The sequence below is a fragment of the Pseudomonas sp. ICMP 8385 genome (assembly GCF_002699915.1).
GTDB classification, from domain to species: domain Bacteria; phylum Pseudomonadota; class Gammaproteobacteria; order Pseudomonadales; family Pseudomonadaceae; genus Aquipseudomonas; species Aquipseudomonas gessardii.
In genome coordinates, this window is sequence record NZ_LKBY01000100.1 from 44,026 (window position 1) to 61,429 (window position 17,404).

General features: G+C 62.4%; 11 protein-coding genes. 1 reads left to right on the top strand and 10 read right to left on the bottom strand.

The window, feature by feature from the left end:
- Positions 1–9 precede the first annotated feature (9 nt).
- The 6 genes from AO268_RS15095 to AO268_RS15120 all read right to left on the bottom strand — a co-directional run bounded on the left by AO268_RS15095 (position 10) and on the right by AO268_RS15120 (position 6,917).
- Positions 10–2,472 carry an EAL domain-containing protein gene (locus tag AO268_RS15095; RefSeq protein WP_099169134.1) on the bottom strand — a complete coding sequence of 821 codons (2,463 nt, stop codon included), beginning with the start codon at positions 2,470–2,472 and terminating at the stop codon, positions 10–12.
- Between the two features lie 99 nt (positions 2,473–2,571).
- Complete coding sequence (locus AO268_RS15100) at positions 2,572–4,392, bottom strand: ABC transporter ATP-binding protein (RefSeq protein WP_099169135.1); 1,821 nt, start codon at positions 4,390–4,392, stop codon at positions 2,572–2,574.
- Complete coding sequence (locus tag AO268_RS15105; RefSeq protein WP_169864742.1) at positions 4,385–4,987, bottom strand: DsbA family protein; 603 nt, start codon at positions 4,985–4,987, stop codon at positions 4,385–4,387. The genes AO268_RS15100 and AO268_RS15105 overlap by 8 nt, the downstream gene beginning before the upstream one ends.
- A gap of 36 nt (positions 4,988–5,023) precedes the next feature.
- Positions 5,024–5,965, bottom strand: coding sequence for an oxygen-dependent tRNA uridine(34) hydroxylase TrhO (trhO, locus tag AO268_RS15110; RefSeq protein ID WP_099169137.1), 942 nt, complete (start codon positions 5,963–5,965; stop codon positions 5,024–5,026).
- Between the two features lie 118 nt (positions 5,966–6,083).
- Positions 6,084–6,383, bottom strand: a complete 300-nt coding sequence (locus AO268_RS15115; RefSeq protein WP_099169138.1) for a BolA family protein — start codon at positions 6,381–6,383, stop codon at positions 6,084–6,086.
- 12 nt (positions 6,384–6,395) lie between these two features.
- The gene (locus AO268_RS15120; RefSeq protein ID WP_029298732.1) at positions 6,396–6,917 is read right to left on the bottom strand and encodes a DUF2059 domain-containing protein; all 522 of its coding nucleotides are present in this window, start codon (positions 6,915–6,917) and stop codon (positions 6,396–6,398) included.
- Positions 6,918–7,110: 193 nt separating this feature from the next.
- Here AO268_RS15120 and AO268_RS15125 point away from each other — a divergent pair, with 193 nt between their 5' ends.
- The gene (locus AO268_RS15125) at positions 7,111–8,499 is read left to right on the top strand and encodes a class II fumarate hydratase (RefSeq protein ID WP_099169139.1); all 1,389 of its coding nucleotides are present in this window, start codon (positions 7,111–7,113) and stop codon (positions 8,497–8,499) included.
- A 1-nt stretch (position 8,500) separates the two neighbouring features.
- On the opposite strand, the gene AO268_RS15130 is transcribed toward AO268_RS15125, so the two are convergent.
- The 4 genes from AO268_RS15130 to AO268_RS15145 all read right to left on the bottom strand — a co-directional run bounded on the left by AO268_RS15130 (position 8,501) and on the right by AO268_RS15145 (position 17,403).
- The gene (locus AO268_RS15130) at positions 8,501–9,460 is read right to left on the bottom strand and encodes a DMT family transporter (RefSeq protein WP_099169140.1); all 960 of its coding nucleotides are present in this window, start codon (positions 9,458–9,460) and stop codon (positions 8,501–8,503) included.
- Positions 9,461–9,667: 207 nt separating this feature from the next.
- Positions 9,668–10,852 carry a thiolase family protein gene (locus AO268_RS15135; RefSeq protein WP_099169141.1) on the bottom strand — a complete coding sequence of 395 codons (1,185 nt, stop codon included), beginning with the start codon at positions 10,850–10,852 and terminating at the stop codon, positions 9,668–9,670.
- Positions 10,853–10,953: 101 nt separating this feature from the next.
- Entirely contained in the window at positions 10,954–12,471 is a 1,518-nt protein-coding gene (gene pap, locus AO268_RS15140; RefSeq protein ID WP_099169142.1) for a polyphosphate:AMP phosphotransferase, read from the bottom strand.
- A gap of 90 nt (positions 12,472–12,561) precedes the next feature.
- A complete protein-coding gene (locus AO268_RS15145) occupies positions 12,562–17,403 on the bottom strand; it encodes an NEL-type E3 ubiquitin ligase domain-containing protein (protein WP_099169143.1) in 4,842 nt (1,613 codons plus the stop codon).
- Between the last annotated feature and the right edge of the window lies 1 nt (position 17,404).

The following is a 17,404-nucleotide window of genomic DNA, read 5'->3' on the forward strand; positions in this document are numbered from 1 at the left end:
GTAGATGTTTCAGCGGAATGTGCCGGGCGCCCTGAATAACAGGGGCTGCGGGCGCGCAGGTCGACACTGCAGACTATCGAAGGTAAACAATTGCGGGCGTTCAATCAGGTAGCCCTGAGCATAGTCCACGCCGATCTCGAGCAAGGCCTGCTCGATGTGCGGCGTTTCGACAAACTCGGCAATCGTGCGCTTACCCATGACATGGCCGATGTGATTGATCACTTCGACCATGGCACGGTTAATCGGGTCGTCCAGCATATCCTTTACGAAACTTCCATCGATCTTCAGGAAGTCTACAGGTAAATGTTTGAGGTAGGCGAATGAGGACATTCCGGCACAAAAGTCATCCAGCGAGAAGTAACAACCTAACGCCTTGAGTTCATTGATAAAACGAATTGCACTACCCAAATTCGAGATGGCGCTGGTTTCTGTGATTTCAAAACAGATCATGCCCGGAGGAATGCCATAGGCGGTGAACCGCTCCCGCAGGAAGCGCAGGAAGTCGTCATCGCCGATGGTAATGCCCGACAGGTTGATCGCACACATCGCCATGGGCCTGCCCGGTCGCTCGATCATGCAGCGGGCAATGAGCTTGAACACGTTCTCCACCACCCAGCGGTCCAGGGAGGTCATCAACCCGTAGCGTTCGGCGGCCGGGATAAAGCTGTCGGGCAAGATGATCCGCCCCGCCTCATCGTGCAGGCGCAGCAGGATTTCGATATGCCCGGTCCCCGCTGCGGTGTGGCCCAAGGGCGCGATTTCCTGGGAGTACAGGCAAAAGCGGTCCTCCTCCAGGGCCATGTGCAGGCGCTGGATCCAGGCCATTTCGCCAAAGCGCAAGGACAGCTCGGTGTCATCGGCGTGATAGACCTGCACCCGGTTGCGGCCTTTTTCCTTGGCCATGTAGCAGGCCATGTCTGCGGCGCGCAGGGACGTCTCCAGGGTGGTCGGGGTGTGCGAGATATGCACCAGGCCGATACTGACCGTGGTGACAAACGGTCGGCCTTTCCAGACGAAGTGCAGGTTTTGTACGGTATTGCGTAGGCTTTCGGCGATTTTTTCCGCCGCCGGCGCCGGGCAGTTCTCCAGCAGAATGCCGAACTCATCACCGCCCAGGCGGGCCAGGGTATCGCCTTCGCGCAGGTCCGATTGCAGCAAGGCGCAGATATGCCGTAGCAACTCATCGCCCGCCGCGTGGCCACAGGTGTCGTTGACCAGCTTGAACTGGTCCAGGTCGAGGAACATCAAGGCATGGCGCCCCGACTGCTGGCGCCCGATGCCATGCAGCACCTGTTCCAGGCGGTATTCAAATTCACGCCGGTTGGCCAGGCCGGTCAAGGCATCATGAGTCGCCTGCCAGGACAGGTTGGCAATGTATTGGCGCTCCTGGGTCATGTCATGCAACACCAGCACCGCACCGCTGACTTTGCCGGCACTGCGGATCGGCGCGCCCACCAGGGTCACGGAGACGGTGCTGCCATCCAGGCGCTGGATCAGCTTGGAGTGCTCGCTGCCACCGCTGAGTTGGCCACCCAGAATGTGCTCGATCAGGGTAAACCCATCGACCTGGGCGTTTTCATCCAGCAGGTTGAACAACGCGGCCAACGGCAGGCCCTGGGCCTGGGCGGCGTTCCAGTGGGTCAGGGATTCCGCCGCCGGGTTCATATAGGCGATAGCCCCGTCGACATCGGTGGTGATCACCCCGTCGCCGATGGACTCCAGGGTGATCTGCGCCCGCTCCCGCTCCAGTTGCAAGGCATCGGCAAACGCATGGCGCTGGGTCAAGAGCTTGCGGGTGCGTAACAAGGCCAAGGCGATCAGGCCCAGGGCGGTGGCCAGGTTGGTGATCAGCAACAGGCGCAGAATCATCCGCGAGCCTTCGCCCAGGGCGTCGCTGAAGGCCTTGGCCGCCGGTGTCACGCCATCGTTGATGGCGATGATGCGTTCTTTCCAGGCCTGGATGTCGCGACCGCTGACCCGGTTGGCGAGGATTGTCCGGTGCATCTCCTGCGCCAGGTCATCGAGCTGTACCAGGTAGCCATCGCCCACGGTCCACAGCTCGATGGCTTTTTCCAGGTAGCTGAAATGGCGAAAGTTGAGGTATAGCCAGATCAGGCTCGACACATCATCGGGATGGTTGCCGCCCTTGAGAATCCCCAGGCGCGCAGCCGCCAGGTCAGGATTGGGGCGATCCAGGGCGATACGCAACTCGTGCCCGCCCTGAGGCACGGCAATGGCGTTCTGGTATTTGAGAAAAGTCGCCTGGTCGCGATTATCGGCGTACAGGGTCAGGTAGTAGATGGCATCTTTCTGCCCCTTGGACCACAGGCTCTCGCCCGCCACATAACCGCGCACGGCCGACAGCACGTAGAGGCTGACGCAGCCCAGCAAGGCCTGGAACAGCACAACGGCAATAAAGGGCCAGACGATGCCCAACAACTTGGGTGTTCCGAGAGTTCGCTTCTGCTTCATGAGATCCCTTGCATCAGCACAGGCGAGTAAAAACTGCTCCTGACAGCACAGCCAAGGCCGAACGCGCGCGCGCGCTCCAGGATCGGAGACGGGAGCGTTTCAGCGAACTTGTTGCAAGTGTCCATAAAGCTTGGCGTATAAACCGCCATCGGCTATCAGTTGCTGGTGGTCGCCGTCTTCGGCAATGTGCCCGCCGTCAAACACCAATACCCTATCAGCCTGCTTCACCGCCGACAAACGGTGAGCAATGATCAGTGTAGTACGCCCACTGAGAAACCGCGCCAGCGCCTGGTGCAGGTTGTATTCGGTGGCCGCATCCAGGGCCGAGGTGGCTTCGTCGAGGATCACCACCTTGGGCTCGGCCAGCACCATCCGGGCAATCGCCAGGCGTTGGCGCTGGCCACCGGACAAACGTACGCCCGAACGCCCAACAATACTGTCCAGGCCCTGGGGCAGCCCCTTGACCGTAGCATCCAGCTGGGCAATTTCAAGGGCCTGCCAACAGGCCTGGTCGCTGCGCTCGCGGCCCATGGTCAGGTTGGCGCGCACGGTGTCGTTGAACAGTGCCGGATGCTGCAGCACCACCGCGACATGCTCGCGGATGGTTTCCAGGCCAATCGCCTGCTGGGTCGCGCCGCCGAAGCGAATCGTCCCCGCCTGTGGGGTGTAGAGCCCCAGCAGCAGTTGCACCAGGGTACTTTTGCCGCCGCCACTGGCGCCGACAATCGCCACTTTTTCGCCAGGGGCGATGGCCAGGTTCAACTGGTTGAGCACCAGGTCTTCGCCATAGCCAAAGTCCAGGCCCCGCACCTCGATGCCGACGGTTTCGCGCCCGGTAAACGGGTCCTCGCCCCCGGCATATTGCGGCTCGTCGGCGCGGGCCAGCAGTTCGTTGATCCGCGTCAGCGCGCCACCGGCGGCGTAGTAGGCGTATTGCAGGTTGAGCAACTGCTCCACCGGGCCGATCATAAACCACAGGTAGCTGAACACCGCGAGCATCTGGCCGATGGACAGGTCGGAAAACAACACGGTGAGCATCGCCGCCGCACGGAAGATATCAATCCCGAACTGGAACAACAGGCCACTGGCGCGGCTGGAGGCATCGCTTTTCCACTGGGAGTTGATGGCAAAGTCGCGCACTTCCTGGGCGCGCTGCCCCAGGCGCCCGAGGAAAAAGCCCTGGCGATTGCCGGCGCGCACCTCCTGGATAGCGTCCAGGGTTTCCGTCAGGGCCTGGGTAAACCGCGAGGTGCTGTCGTTTTCCAGCTTCTTCAGGTGCTTGACCCGCTTGCCCAACTGCACCGTGGCGTAGATCACCAACGGGTTGAACAACAGGATCAACAGGGCCAGCTTCCAGTGCATCCACATCAGGATCCCGGAAGTGCCGACCAGGGTCAGGGTAGCCACCAGGAACCGGCTCAAGGTTTCCCCGACAAACTTGTCCACCGTGTCCAAGTCGGTGACCAAGTGCGTAGTCACCGTGCCGCCGCCCAGGCTTTCGTATTCACTCAGGGAAATGCGCTTGAGCCGTTCGATCAGGCGCACGCGGATGCGGTAGACAATGTCCTTGGCCAGCCCGGCAAACAGGCGCGCCTGCACCACGTTGAACACCAGGGCCGCGCAACGCAGCACCAGGGTGACCAGCAGCATCAGGCCGATATAGCCGGCGGCCTGCTGCCAGACCGCCGGCAACGCATGGTTCATCACCTGCAACGCGGCATCGCCATTGCCCAGCAACACTTCGTCCACCAGCAGGGGCAGGAGCAAGGGAATCGGCACACTGCACAGGGTTGCCAGCACGGCGACCCCATTGGCGATCCACAACGCTTTTTTATGGCGCAGGGCCAGGCGGCGGATTTCTGCCCAGGTCAGCCGATCAATGCGTGCGGGGAGCTCGGGGGGCTGAGGCTGATCATGCACAGGCAGCTCGCTCCAGCCAGCGACCGAGCAACGGCGACAGCTCGGACAGCGGCTGGTAGCCGTTGGTCAACAACGCCAGCTGACCATTGCGCTCGGCCAGCAACGTGGGGAACCCGGCGATGCCCAGGTCCTGGACCCAGGTAAAATCGGCGGCCGTGGCGGCATGTTGCTCGGCGCGGTCAAAGGCCTCGGCAAACTCGATGCGCGGCACCCCGGCGGTCTCGGCCAGTTCCACCAGCACACTGGCGCGGGTCACATCGCGCCCTTCGACATAAAAGGCCTGCTGGATCAGCCCGAGCAAGGCCCAGGCGCAATCCGGCGCCAGGCCGCGCGCGGTAACCAGGGCCCGGCAGGCCGGCTCCGTGTCATACACAAAACCGTCAGGCAAGGCACCTTCCAGGCGGAACGGCTGGCCAGTGGCTTCGGTCACCGCTTGCCAGTGCTCCAGGATATAGCGCCGGGTGGTCGGCTCCAGCGCCGCGCCGCTGCCAGTGCGCAAACCGCCCACCACCAGGTGCAGTTCCACACCCGCTGCCCGGGCCTGCTCAACCAGGGCCTTGGCCACCGGGGCAAACCCCCAGCACCAGGAACACATCGGGTCCATTACATAGAGCAGGCGCGCGGACATGGTTCAAGCCTCGGTGGATGATTGCTTGTAGTTGTAGCCAATCGGGTGCGGCATATTGCGGGCCTTGGCCAGCTCGATCTGCTTCTGGCGATCGATCGCACTGCGACGGGTCTTCTCGGACAGCTTATCCCAGCAGTGCGGGCAACTGATGCCGGCCACGTAATGCTCGGATGCGCGGTCCTCTACGCTAACCGGTGTACGGCAGGCATGACATTGATCGTAGTCACCTTCGCTCAAGTCGTGGCGCACGGTCACGCGGTTATCGAAGACAAAGCAGTCGCCCTGCCATTTGGTCTCGGCCTGGGGCACCTCTTCGAGGTATTTGAGGATGCCGCCCTTGAGGTGATACACCTCGTCAAAGCCTTCGCTGAGCATATAGCTCGAGGCTTTTTCACAACGAATGCCGCCGGTGCAGAACATGGCGACCTTCTTGTGCTTGGCCGGGTCGAAGTTGGCTTTGATATAGTCGGGAAATTCGCGAAAACTCGTGGTTTTCGGGTCGATCGCGCCTTCAAAGGTGCCGATCGACACTTCATAGTCGTTACGGGTGTCGATCAACAGCACTTCTGGATCGTTGATCAGCGCGTTCCAGTCTTGTGGATCAACATAGGTGCCGACTTGTTTGTTGGGGTCAACGCCTTCAACGCCCAGGGTCACGATCTCTTTTTTCAGCTTGACCTTGGTGCGGTAGAACGGCTGCTCGTCGCAGTACGACTCTTTGTGGTCGATATCGACCATGCGTGGGTCGTTCTTCAGCCAGACCATCAGGCCATCAATGCCTTCACGGCTGCCGGAAACGGTGCCGTTGATGCCTTCTTCGGCGATCAGCAAGGTGCCCTTGATACCGTTGTCGACCATGGCCTGCAACAGGGGCTCGCGCAGGGCGACGTAATCTTCGAGGGTGACGAACTTATACAGTGCCGCCACGACGATCGGGTGGGTCATGGGTGTTCTCTCCAGGTGGCTACCCTCGTAAAGGGTGAACCGGATGCAAAAAAAACGCGCCGACTGAGCGGCGCGTTGCGGATTCTAGCAAAACACAGGCCTTTTTAGGAGCCGGATCTCAGTGTTTGCTCCCGCCAGCGCAGGTCGGCGAGGCCGGGGCTGCGTCGGTTTTTGCCCATTCTTCAGGCGTGTAGGTGTGCAGCGCCAGCGCATGGAACTCGCTCATCAGCTCGCCCAGGGTGGCGTAGACCTTCTGGTGGCGCTTGACGCGGTTGAGCCCGTCGAACTGCTGGCTGACCAGCACGGCCTTGAAATGCGTCTGCAATCCACGGCTGTGCATATGGCTTTCGTCCAGCACACTCAGGTGGTCCGGGCTCAGGGCGGCCAGTGCCGTCTCGATGCGCTGTTGCATGGTCATTCCTGGCTCCACTTACTTCTTGGCAGGCGCGGCGGCTTTTTTCGCCGGAGCCAGTTCGTTGGTCATGTCTTCCAGCAGCTTGTTGACCACCGGCACCGCGCTTTCCAGCTTGGCCTGGGTCAGTTGGGCCGATTGCTGGGTCAGCTGCGGCATTTTCTCCAGGACTTTCTTGCCCAGTGGCGACTTGTAGAAGGCAACCAGGTCCTTGAGTTCGGATTCGCTGAAGTTACTGGTGTACAGCTTGACCATGTCCGGCTTGAGCTTGTTCCAACCAATGGCCTGGTCCAGGGCGGCGTTGGCCTTGGCCTGGTAGGTGTCGAGCACGGTTTGCTTGGCGGCAGGCGCCTTGGTCTGCTCGAAACGCTGGGCGAACATTTGCTGCACTTGCATGTACACCGGGGTGCCCAGCTTGTCGGCGTGGGCCAGGGTCAGGAAAGCTTCGGCACTGGCATTGTGGCTGGCGGTATCGGCAAGCACCTGGCCGCTGGCACAGACCAGAGCAACCGCGGTACAGATGGCACGAAGACGAGTCATCGAGTTTCCTTTCTAGCTGGCGAGGTAATACCCCAAGGGCGACCATTCTGCGCCTAAAAAACACCGGCACTCAACCCCACGCCTTGTAGGACTTGGTTTTGCGGGGGGCTGGCCGATGAAATGGCTTTTATGGAACCCAAACGCGCGCCCAGGGCCTAAACTGCGCAAACCGACCACAAGGAGAGTCCCTGCGATGAGCCGTATCGAAACCGACAGCCTGGGCGAAGTACACGTCCCGGATGACGCTTACTGGGGAGCACAGACCCAGCGTTCACTGGTCAATTTCGCCATCGGCGAGCAACGCATGCCGCTGGCGGTCCTGCACGCCCTGGCCCTGATCAAGAAAGCCGCGGCGCGGGTCAACGACCGCAATGGCGACCTGCCCGCCGATATCGCCCGGCTGATCGAACAGGCCGCCGATGAAGTCCTTGCAGGCCAGCACGATGACCAGTTCCCGCTGGTGGTCTGGCAGACCGGCAGTGGCACCCAGAGCAATATGAACGCCAATGAAGTGATCGCCGGCCGCGCCAACGAGCTGTCGGGCAAGCCCCGTGGCGGCAAGAGCCCGGTGCACCCCAACGATCATGTCAACCGCTCCCAGAGTTCCAACGACTGCTTCCCCACGGCCATGAGCATTGCCACCGTGCAGGCGGTGCACGAGCAACTGTTGCCGGCGCTGCGCGAGCTATCCGGCGGGCTGGCGGAGTTGTCGGCGCGCCATATGAAGCTGGTCAAGACCGGCCGCACCCATATGATGGACGCCACGCCCATCACCTTCGGCCAGGAGGTCTCGGCGTTTATCGCGCAACTGGACTACGCCGAGCGCGCCATTCGCAGTGCCCTGCCCGCCGTCTACGAGCTGGCCCAGGGCGGTACGGCGGTCGGCACCGGCCTGAACTCGCCCCATGGCTTTGGCGAGGCGATTGCCGCGGAAATCGCCGCGTTGTCCGGGCTGCCGTTTGTCACCGCCCCCAACAAGTTCGCCGCGCTGTCGGGCCATGAGCCGCTGACCACCCTGTCCGGCGCCCTGAAAACCCTGGCCGTGGCCTTGATGAAAATCGCCAACGACCTGCGCCTGCTGGGCTCGGGCCCACGGGCGGGGCTGGCCGAAGTGCGCCTGCCGGCCAATGAGCCGGGCAGTTCGATCATGCCCGGTAAGGTCAACCCGACCCAGTGCGAAGCGCTGTCGATGCTGGCCTGCCAGGTCTTGGGCAACGACGTGACCATCGGCATTGCCGCCAGCCAAGGGCATTTGCAGTTGAACGTGTACAAGCCGGTGATTATCCACAACCTGCTGGAGTCGATCCGCTTGCTGGCCGACGGCTGCCGCAACTTCCAGGAACATTGCATCGCGGGCCTGGAGCCCGACGCCGAGCAAATGGCTGCGCACCTGGAACGGGGCCTGATGCTGGTGACAGCACTGAACCCGCATATCGGCTATGACAAATCGGCAGAGATTGCCAAGAAAGCCTATGCCGAAGGGCTGACACTGCGCGAAGCCGCACTGGCGCTGGGCTACCTCACCGATGCCGAGTTCGACCAGTGGGTACGCCCGCAGAATATGCTCGAAGCCGGGCATTGACCTAAAGGTGGGCCAACCTTGCGCGCCGGGCCTTGAGCCCGGCGATCAAGGACGGGGCCAACGCCACCGACGCCGATCCCAGCACCACCAGCACCGCGCCGCCATACCCCAGGCCGTTGATCTGCTCGGCCTGCACATAGTCGGGCCATAACCAGGCCGCGATCGCCACGGCGACAAAGGTCACCAACGGCGTGATCGCCAGGGTCGCACTGACCCGCGACGCTTCCCAGTGGGCCAGGGCCTCGGCAAAGGCGCCATAGGCAACCAGCGTATTGAAACAGCACGCCAGCAACAGCCAGCCCTGCAACGGGCTCAGTTGCAGCGCCTCCATGGGATGCACCCAGGGCAGCAGCAAAAACGCGCAGCACAGGTAGATCACCATCATCACCTGCAGCGAATTCCACACCGTGAGCAATTGCTTCTGGCCCAGGGCATAGAACACCCAGATGGTGGTCGCCAGCAGAATCGTCAGCACCCCGGCGGTGTAGGTGCCCAGGGACGTCAACAACTCGGCCAGGCGCTGGTTGAAAAACAGCCCAAAGCCAATGATCAATACCAGCAAGCCAACGCCCTGCCCCAGGCTGAAACGCTCCTTGAACAGGAACACACTGGCGATCATCAAAAAGATCGGCCCCATCTGCACCACCAGTTGCGCCGTACCGGGGCTCAACATCTTCAGCCCGACCAGGTAGAGCACGTAGTTGCCCACCAGGCCGCACACGGCCATCACCACCAGCCAGCCACCGCGCTTGCCCAGGACTTTCGGGCTGGGCAGGCGCTTGACGGCGGCCAGGTAGACGAACAGGCAACTGCCGGACACCATCAGGCGAAACCAGGTCACGGTGATCGGGTCCATCACCTGCAGCACCTGTTTGAGCTTGATCGGCAGAATGCCCCAGAGCAGCGCGGTCAGCAGGGTCAGAGATAAACCGTAGACCCAGCGGCCGGAAGAGATGTGCATGAGTGCCCCAAGAGCCAGAGGTAGAGGAGCCCGCATTCTAGGGGGATGTGGGTAAACCTTGGCGAAATTTTTTATCAGGCACACCACAAATCAACTGTGGGAGCGGGCTTGCTCGCGATAGCGGTGGATCAGTTAATGCAACTGTGACTGACACACCGCTATCGCGGGCAAGCCCGCTCCCACATTTGATCTGCTGTGTTTTATAGATCAGCGCACAGCCTCGAACAACCCGGTCGCCCCCATCCCGCCGCCCACGCACATGGTGACGATGCCGTAGCGCAGGTTACGCCGTTGCAACTCACGCACCAGATGCCCCACCTGCCGCGAGCCGGTCATGCCGAACGGATGGCCGATGGAAATCGAGCCGCCATTGACGTTGTAGCGGGCATTGTCGATCTCCAGGCGATTGCGCGCATACAGGCACTGGGACGCAAACGCCTCGTTGAGTTCCCACAGGTCGATGTCCGCCACTTGCAGGCCACGGGCCTTGAGCAGTTTGGGCACCGAGAACACCGGGCCGATGCCCATCTCGTCCGGCTCGCAGCCGGCGACGGTAAAGCCACGGAAAAACGCCTTGGGCTTGAGCCCCAGTTGCAGGGCTTTTTCCAGGCTCATCACCAGGGTCATCGACGCGCCATCGGACAATTGCGAGGAGTTGCCCGCCGTCACCGAGCCGTCCTCGGCAAACACCGGCTTGAGCCCGCTCAGGCTGGCCAGGGTGGTGTCCGGGCGGTTGCAGTCGTCGCGGTCGACCACGCCATCGAGAATTTGCACATCACCGCTGTTCTTGTCCTCGACCTTGTACTTGACCGCCATGGCCACGATTTCATCGTCAAACAACCCGTCGGCCTGGGCCTGGGCGGTGCGCTGCTGGCTTTGCAGGGCGTACAGGTCCTGTTCTTCGCGGCTGACGTTATAGCGGCGGGCGACAATCTCGGCGGTCTGGCCCATGGGGAAGTAGATGCCCGGCACCTGCTCCTTGAGCAACGGGTTGATCAGGTGGTCGGTATTCACGCTCTTCAGGGTCAGGCTGATGGACTCGACGCCACCGGCGACAATGATGTCGCTGCACCCCGAGGCGATCTGGTTGGCCGCGATGGCAATCGCCTGTAGCCCGGAGGAGCAGAAGCGGTTGAGGGTCATGCCGGCGGTGCCGGTGCCCAGGCGCGACAGCACCGCCACGTTACGGCCGATGTTGTAGCCCTGGGCGCCTTCGTTGGAGCCGGCGCCGACAATGCAATCCTCGACACTGGCCGGGTCGATGCCGCTGCGGCTCAGCAGGGCGTTGACGCAATGCGCGGCCATGTCATCGGGGCGGGTCTGGTTGAACTTGCCGCGAAAGGACTTGGCCAGGCCGGTTCGCACGCTGTCGACGATCACTACTTCACGCATGGGCTACCTCAATCTTGTCGTTGTTGGGAGACAGATCGAGGATAGATCCAGCGCCAGGTGATCGCGACAATCATTCACCTGGCGTATGCAAAAGCATGGCGCTATTTGTGCTTCTTCTTTTTATCGTGCTTGTCGGACTTGGCGAACGCCGCTTCCAGCGCCAGGTTGATGGTGCGCAACACCTTGACCCGCGCCCAGCGCTTGTCGTTGGCTTCCACCAGGGTCCAGGGCGCGATCTCGGTGCTGGTGCGATCCACCATGTCCCCCACCGCCGCCCGGTAGGCATCCCACTTGTCACGGTTGCGCCAGTCGTCTTCGGTGATCTTGAAGCGCTTGAACGGAATTTCTTCGCGGGCCTGGAAGCGCTCCAGCTGGGTCTGCTTGTCGATGGCCAGCCAGAACTTGACCACAATCACCCCGGAATCGCGCAGTTGCTCCTCAAAATCGTTGATCTCGGCGTAGGCGCGCATCCAGTCGGCCGTGGTGCAAAAGCCTTCAATGCGCTCCACCAGCACCCGGCCATACCAGGAGCGGTCGAACACAGTGAACATGCCCCGTGCCGGGATCTGCCGCCAGAACCGCCACAGGTAAGGCTGGGCACGTTCGTCTTCGCTGGGCGCGGCAATCGGCACGATGCGGTACTGGCGCGGGTCCAGCGCCGCCGCCACACGGCGGATCGCCCCGCCCTTGCCCGCCGCATCGTTGCCTTCAAATACGGTGACCAGGGCGTGCTTGCGCATGCGCTTGTCGCGCAGCAGGCCCGACAACCGGGCCTGCTCGGTAATCAGCTGTTCCTCGTAGTCGTCCTTTTCCAGGCGCTGGGTCATGTCCAGGCTGTCGAGCAGGCTTATCTGGTCCACCGACGACGGCAATGGCGCCGGCTGGATCCCGCTGGCCCTGGCCTTGGGCGCCTTCAGGGCATTTTGCAGGCCTTCGAGGAGGATCTTGCCCACGGTCAGCCCGCGGTAGTTGGCATCCACCCCTTCGATCACATGCCAGGGTGCATAGTCACGGCTGGTGCGGCGCAGCACGCGCTCACCAAAATGCACGAACTTGTCGTAGGTCTCGGACTGCTGCCAGTCCAGCGGGCTGATGCGCCAGCTGTGCAGCGGGTCGTCCTGCAAGGCCTTGAGCCGCGCCTTCATTTGCTTCTTGGAGAGGTGAAACCAGAACTTGAAGATCAGCGCCCCTTCATCGCACAGCATCTGCTCCAGGCGCTCGGCCCCGGCAATGGCCTGGTCCAGGCGCGCATCCTTGATCTGGCCGTGGACCCGGGCCTGCAACATCTGGCTGTACCAGTTGCCGAAGAACACCCCCATGCGCCCCTTGCCCGGCAACTGCCGCCAGTAGCGCCAAGCCGGCGGGCGCGCCAGTTCTTCGTCGGTCTGCTGGTCGAAGGTGCGCACCTCGATCAGGCGCGGGTCCATCCATTCATTGAGCAACTTGACGGTTTCGCCCTTGCCGGCGCCCTCGATGCCATTGATCAACACGATCACCGGGAAGCGCCCCTGCTGGTGCAACTCGAACTGCGCTTCCAGCAACGCTTCACGCAAGGCCGGGACTTGCGCCTCGTAAGTGTCCTTGTCGACGGTGTGACCGATTTCGGCAGATTCAAACATGGGCGACTCCCTTCCAAGATGGACCAAGACTAGCGGATTGGGCAGCGCGGCGGGCAAGGAATTCCCAGGCCCTTGCCGTGGATCAATGGCTCAGCCCTCGGGCACATGGCAAATCCCCAGGTCCTGGTGCTTCATCATCTGTTGGGTGAGGCGCTCCACCACCTCGCTGACAGCCTGCCGGCGAGGCGCACGCAGGGCTTCCATTTGCGCGAGGTATTCACCGTCGGTGAGGTTCTGGCTGTTTTCAAAGAGCAATTGTTGCTGCACATCAAAGGGCTCCGTCGCCGCCAGGAACGTCGCGGGAAACTGTTGCTTGAGGTGGGTCTTCCAGAACGTCAACTGGGTCATGAAACGCAAGAGCGACGGGGACAACTCCGCCGTACGGACCTGGGAGTGCGCAACCTCCAGCCCCTCGTTGGTCACATTGGCAAACTCCACATACTGCGCATGCTTGGGCTGCCCCGGCAGTTCCAGGACTTTTGCCAAGCCCACCCGAAAGGCCAGGCTGACTTCCAGCGGGTCTTCGCTGGCATGTTCCCTGGCGTAGGTCAGCGCAATTTTTTCCAGCTCACTGAGGCGGAACAGGCCCCGACCCAGTTTCAATAACTCCCCGGGGCTGCCCTGTCGGTGACTGGACTGCTGGGTCGCCTTCTCGACCTCCATCAGCACTTCCATCTGACTGAAAATATCCGCCGCCCCGTCTGCACAGTTCACTGGGTGGGCCGCCAGTTGAAAGACCTGTTCGCGCAGTTCCACGCTGTCATGGGTCGATTGCAGGACCTCCCACACCCGGCGGCTCAAATCCTCGCGCACGTGACGGCTGTCGGCGGTCCCGGACAATTGGGCAAGCAACCCGAACAGCGGTGCCGATTCGCTGTCATCGCGCAGGTTGGCCCAGATCCCGCGCCTTATGGCATTGCGGTTGGCCACTTCGTCCGGCAACCAGAGCGCCCGGGCTTTCAACTCGGTGGCGCGGGGTCGATCGTCATCCACATAGCCCATGCCGATACCGACCTCCTCACGGTAGCGACTGAGGGCCGTCACCGTCGAAACGGATAACGGGTTGCCGCCCAGGTTGATCGCCTGGCTGAAACTGCGGGTAGCGCGAAACAGCCATTCGGGCAAGAGCGTGATCCAGTTGTCGCGCAGGTCCACCTGGTCCAGATAGGCCAAGCGTCCCAGCCCGCTGGGCACGTCGGTTATCCGGCTGTCCTGGAGTAGCAACGTATGCAGCTCGCGCATGTTGCTGACATCCAGGTGCCCGCCCACCGGGTTGTGGCTCATGTCCAGCAGACGCAAGGTGCTCAGGTCGGCCAGTTTGCGCCGGGTGTACTCGGTCAGCGCCAGTTGGTTGCGGGGCAGCGACAAACTGTCGAGTTCGGGCATCCGCGAGAAGTACTCGGGCAGCCGGGTCAGCCGGTTGCGGTCCAGGTCCAGGCGGCGCAGGCCCTTGAAACACTTCAGGAAATAAGCCACGTCGTCGCCCAGCCGCATGTTCTTGAGTGACAAATGCCGCACATGATCGAAGCGAATCTGGGGCGGCAGGTTCGGCAGCGAGCCCACACGCATCCCGTCCAGGGTCAGGCCGGCCACGGACACCTGATACTCGTCGAGGACAAAGCTCTGGCGCCGCCAGCAGGCCTCGATGCGCTCGGCCACGAGCTGGCGGCTGCGATGGATATCCCTGAAGCCCGGTTGGTGCTGCAGTTCACCGGTGTTGCTCTTCCAATGTTTGAGAATGGCCCGCAGGTGCTCAAGGTCTGTGGTCATACGTTCGACGGCCTTGGCCCGGGACAGCTCATCGGCACCGCAAGCCATCAACAGCTCAGCGGCTTGGGCGTCAGTGAACAGCGGATAGAGCTTTTTCACCTTGTGCACCAGCGGCCCCGAATGGGCCGGCGAGCCTGTGGGCGAGTCCGCCAGCCGACAAGGGGTTTGCATGGCCAGCGGTTCACGAACCTTATCGGTCAATGCCTGCGCGGCCACCTCACGCTCACTTTGCGCCCGGGCGGCCAGCACACGCCGCAATCGCCAGCCATGTTCGCCCTCGGCGGCAGGCCAACCCAGGGCCTGGCGCTGCGCCTCTTGCAGCGTGTCTGCCAGCGCCTCGAACAGCCCATCCGGGCCTGTGCGGGCAGGTCCCAGGCTCACAGCGTTGCCATCAAACGCTGTAAAACCGGCCGCCGACCTGACGACCACCCGCCGCACGCCGGCCCCCTCGATCGCCCCCAGCGCCACTAAGGCGCCCTGCGGCGAATCCTCGCGCAACTCCAACCGCAGCGCGTTATCCCAGCCCTCGCCCCGCGGCAACATCCGAACGGCAACGCACTGCGTGTCGGGGCCGGCCAACTCCGGCAGCTCGAAACCGGCCAGGGCGCGATCCAGGCGTTGCCGTGCGAGGGCCTGGCGTACCGACTCGGCCAGCGCCATGGGTACACGCTGATGCTCGCGCAGCGCCTGCCACTCCACCGAAGAAGCCTGCGCCAGCAATTCGCGCATCACCGTGCATGGCAAGTGTGGATAGGTCTTGCGCAGCACCTCCCACTCGGGCGGCACCGGTCCGTCATACGCCTGATACAACCGCTCGAACAGGGGCTTGCGGTCAGCCTTGAGGGAGGCGAGCAGCCGACGCGCCAACACCGCGTGCTCTTCAGTGGCGGCCACCGCCGCCCCCAGTAGGCCGATCTTTTGTTGCTGGTCGAGCCGGGACAGCAGCACATCAAACACTTGCCCCTCATTCACCGCCTGTTCAGTGAGGGTCAAGCGCTGATGACCATCGCCCACGGGCCCACTGGCGGGATAACGCGCCTTGAACTCGCCCCGGGGGCCCTGCACCTCGAAGCAGTACCCCTCGGGCCAGCCCGGCAACAGGGGCAAGGCCTGCATCTGCACGGTGGCGCTGTCGGCGTTGAGGTACACACCCCGCTCCAGCAGCCAGATCAGGTCGCGAATGGACTGCTCCAGGCGAAAGCGCTCATACAGATCGCGAAACCGCGCGGGAAAGGGCAGGCACTCCTGGGCCAGGTGGTATCCCCAACGATAAGGCTTGTCCAGGATGTCGCGGACCAGTCGCAACTTGCGCGACTCCAGCGCGGGGTAACGACTGGTGGGTTCCAGGCGCGAAAAGAGGTAGTCCTGGTCGTCCCACTCGTGCGGCTTTTCAAATGCAAAACGCCAGGCCCCCTCGCCGTTGTGCAGCACTGCCGGGCGATAGGCCGTCTGCCGCGTCGCGTGATTGGCCCGCCACTGCCCCAGTTTCGCGTCAAAGGCCACCTGATGCACAAAGCCCCCCACTTTTATGTAGGAATGACCGCCCACGGTATAGACCCCCTGGGCATCCATCACCCCGTTATCGAGCAGGCCCTGGTCATGGGTATACGGGCGCACATCCGGGCGCCACAACCGTGGGCTGCCATCACTCGAACGGACAGCCTCCAGTGCCTGGAAGTAGTTATTCAAGCCCTGGCGGGTACGCTTCAATACCTTGCCGACCACCTTGGCCCCCGTGGCAAACAACACCATCGAGGTGATGTTTTCCGCCACCAATCCCAACTGCTTCAGCGCCTCGTCCCTGTCACCCCGGCGCCAGTCCTCAATGCCCTCATACACCTCGCCGAGTAGCTGCCCGACGGCCACCCCCGTCATCAACAGGCCCAAGGCCGGGACGACAAACGCGGCCAGGTTGAGCAGCGTCAACCCGGCCTCCAGGTACGCTTGCCAGCGCTGCTGGCGGACCTCCTCGTCCACATCCACCACCGGGACCGCCAGCGTGCGTGCGTCAATTTGCAGCTTGCCCACATAGGTGCTGAAAAAATGCCGGGCCAGGCTGACCGTGATGGGCCTGGCCTCCAGCACTCCCAGGGTGCGGTGCTGCTCAAACCGGGTAAAGAACCCAACCCGGTCCACCACGCCCAGGTATCCGGTAAAGAAGGCGCGGTAGCTGGCCACCTCCAGCTTCAAGTCCAGGTAGACCTTGAAGTCATTGAGCGAGGGGTACTCAAAAAACGGCCGCAACGGCTCATTGGGCATATACACCACACACGGTTCCTGCGGGTATTGCGCAATCGGCCGGCCCGAGAACACCACCACGCTCCACAGGCAACAATCGAGGGCATTCAGGCCTTGCCAGAGCACCGGGCGCCCCTGAAACAACAGGTCTTTGGCCTGCGCCGGGTCGATGTTGCGCTCAAGCAACGCGCACACCAGGCTGTAGGCATTCGGGCTGATATCGCCGCGCATCAGGGCGATGTGGGCATCGATTTTCACATCCAGGGTTTTCATCCGACCGATATCGATCGCCACGCCGTTGACGCCGGCCTGATCGTCACTGTCGCCGGCCTCCAGGGCGAACACTTCAAGGATGTGCTGTTGATACAAGCGCCCCAGGTCCAGGGCCCGGCAGCCTCGGGCGAACTCATGCGGGGCAATGTCGATAACGGCCTGGGCGGCAGACCCCGACTGCAGCCGCGACTCGCCGGAATAACGCTCGGCCCGCTCTTCATCCGCCGAAAAGTTCTGCAGCGCCATATGCAACAAACTCTGCTGTTGCAGCGTGACCGTGCGCACATACGCCAGGGGCAGCACATCTTTCTCATAGGCGTAGGTCGCACGGACAAACAGGTCCTTTTTCGGGTCCACCGTCACCTGCCACTGCGCCTGGCAGTAAGCCTTCAACTGCTGGCTGCCAAACTCATCCAGTGAGCGCAGCGGCTTCAATCGCACCTCAACCGCTGCGCGCGCCTCTTCGACCCGCGAGGCATCGTTTTCCAGCGCTTCCAGCACCCCCGGCGGGGCATTGATCATCCAGCCCGGCAAGCGCTTTTGCAGGACCTCGGCCTTGGCCAGGTCCCCCGTCATGTCCAGCAAGGCCGCTTGCAACTGTTGCTGCGTCAACTGAGTGAGTGTGTGGGTCAATCCATTCTGTACCTGCATC

Bases quoted from the DNA above. Each gene is read 5' to 3' on its own strand.
- AO268_RS15095 (WP_099169134.1), bottom strand. From the start codon at position 2,472: ATGAAGCAGAAGCGAACTCTCGGAACACCCAAGTTGTTGGGCATCGTC.
- AO268_RS15105 (WP_169864742.1), bottom strand. From the start codon at position 4,987: ATGTGTTCCTGGTGCTGGGGGTTTGCCCCGGTGGCCAAGGCCCTGGTT.
- trhO (WP_099169137.1), bottom strand. From the start codon at position 5,965: ATGACCCACCCGATCGTCGTGGCGGCACTGTATAAGTTCGTCACCCTC.
- AO268_RS15115 (WP_099169138.1), bottom strand. From the start codon at position 6,383: ATGACCATGCAACAGCGCATCGAGACGGCACTGGCCGCCCTGAGCCCG.
- AO268_RS15120 (WP_029298732.1), bottom strand. From the start codon at position 6,917: ATGACTCGTCTTCGTGCCATCTGTACCGCGGTTGCTCTGGTCTGTGCC.
- AO268_RS15125 (WP_099169139.1), top strand. From the start codon at position 7,111: ATGAGCCGTATCGAAACCGACAGCCTGGGCGAAGTACACGTCCCGGAT.
- AO268_RS15130 (WP_099169140.1), bottom strand. From the start codon at position 9,460: ATGCACATCTCTTCCGGCCGCTGGGTCTACGGTTTATCTCTGACCCTG.
- AO268_RS15135 (WP_099169141.1), bottom strand. From the start codon at position 10,852: ATGCGTGAAGTAGTGATCGTCGACAGCGTGCGAACCGGCCTGGCCAAG.
- pap (WP_099169142.1), bottom strand. From the start codon at position 12,471: ATGTTTGAATCTGCCGAAATCGGTCACACCGTCGACAAGGACACTTAC.
- AO268_RS15145 (WP_099169143.1), bottom strand. From the start codon at position 17,403: ATGCAGGTACAGAATGGATTGACCCACACACTCACTCAGTTGACGCAG.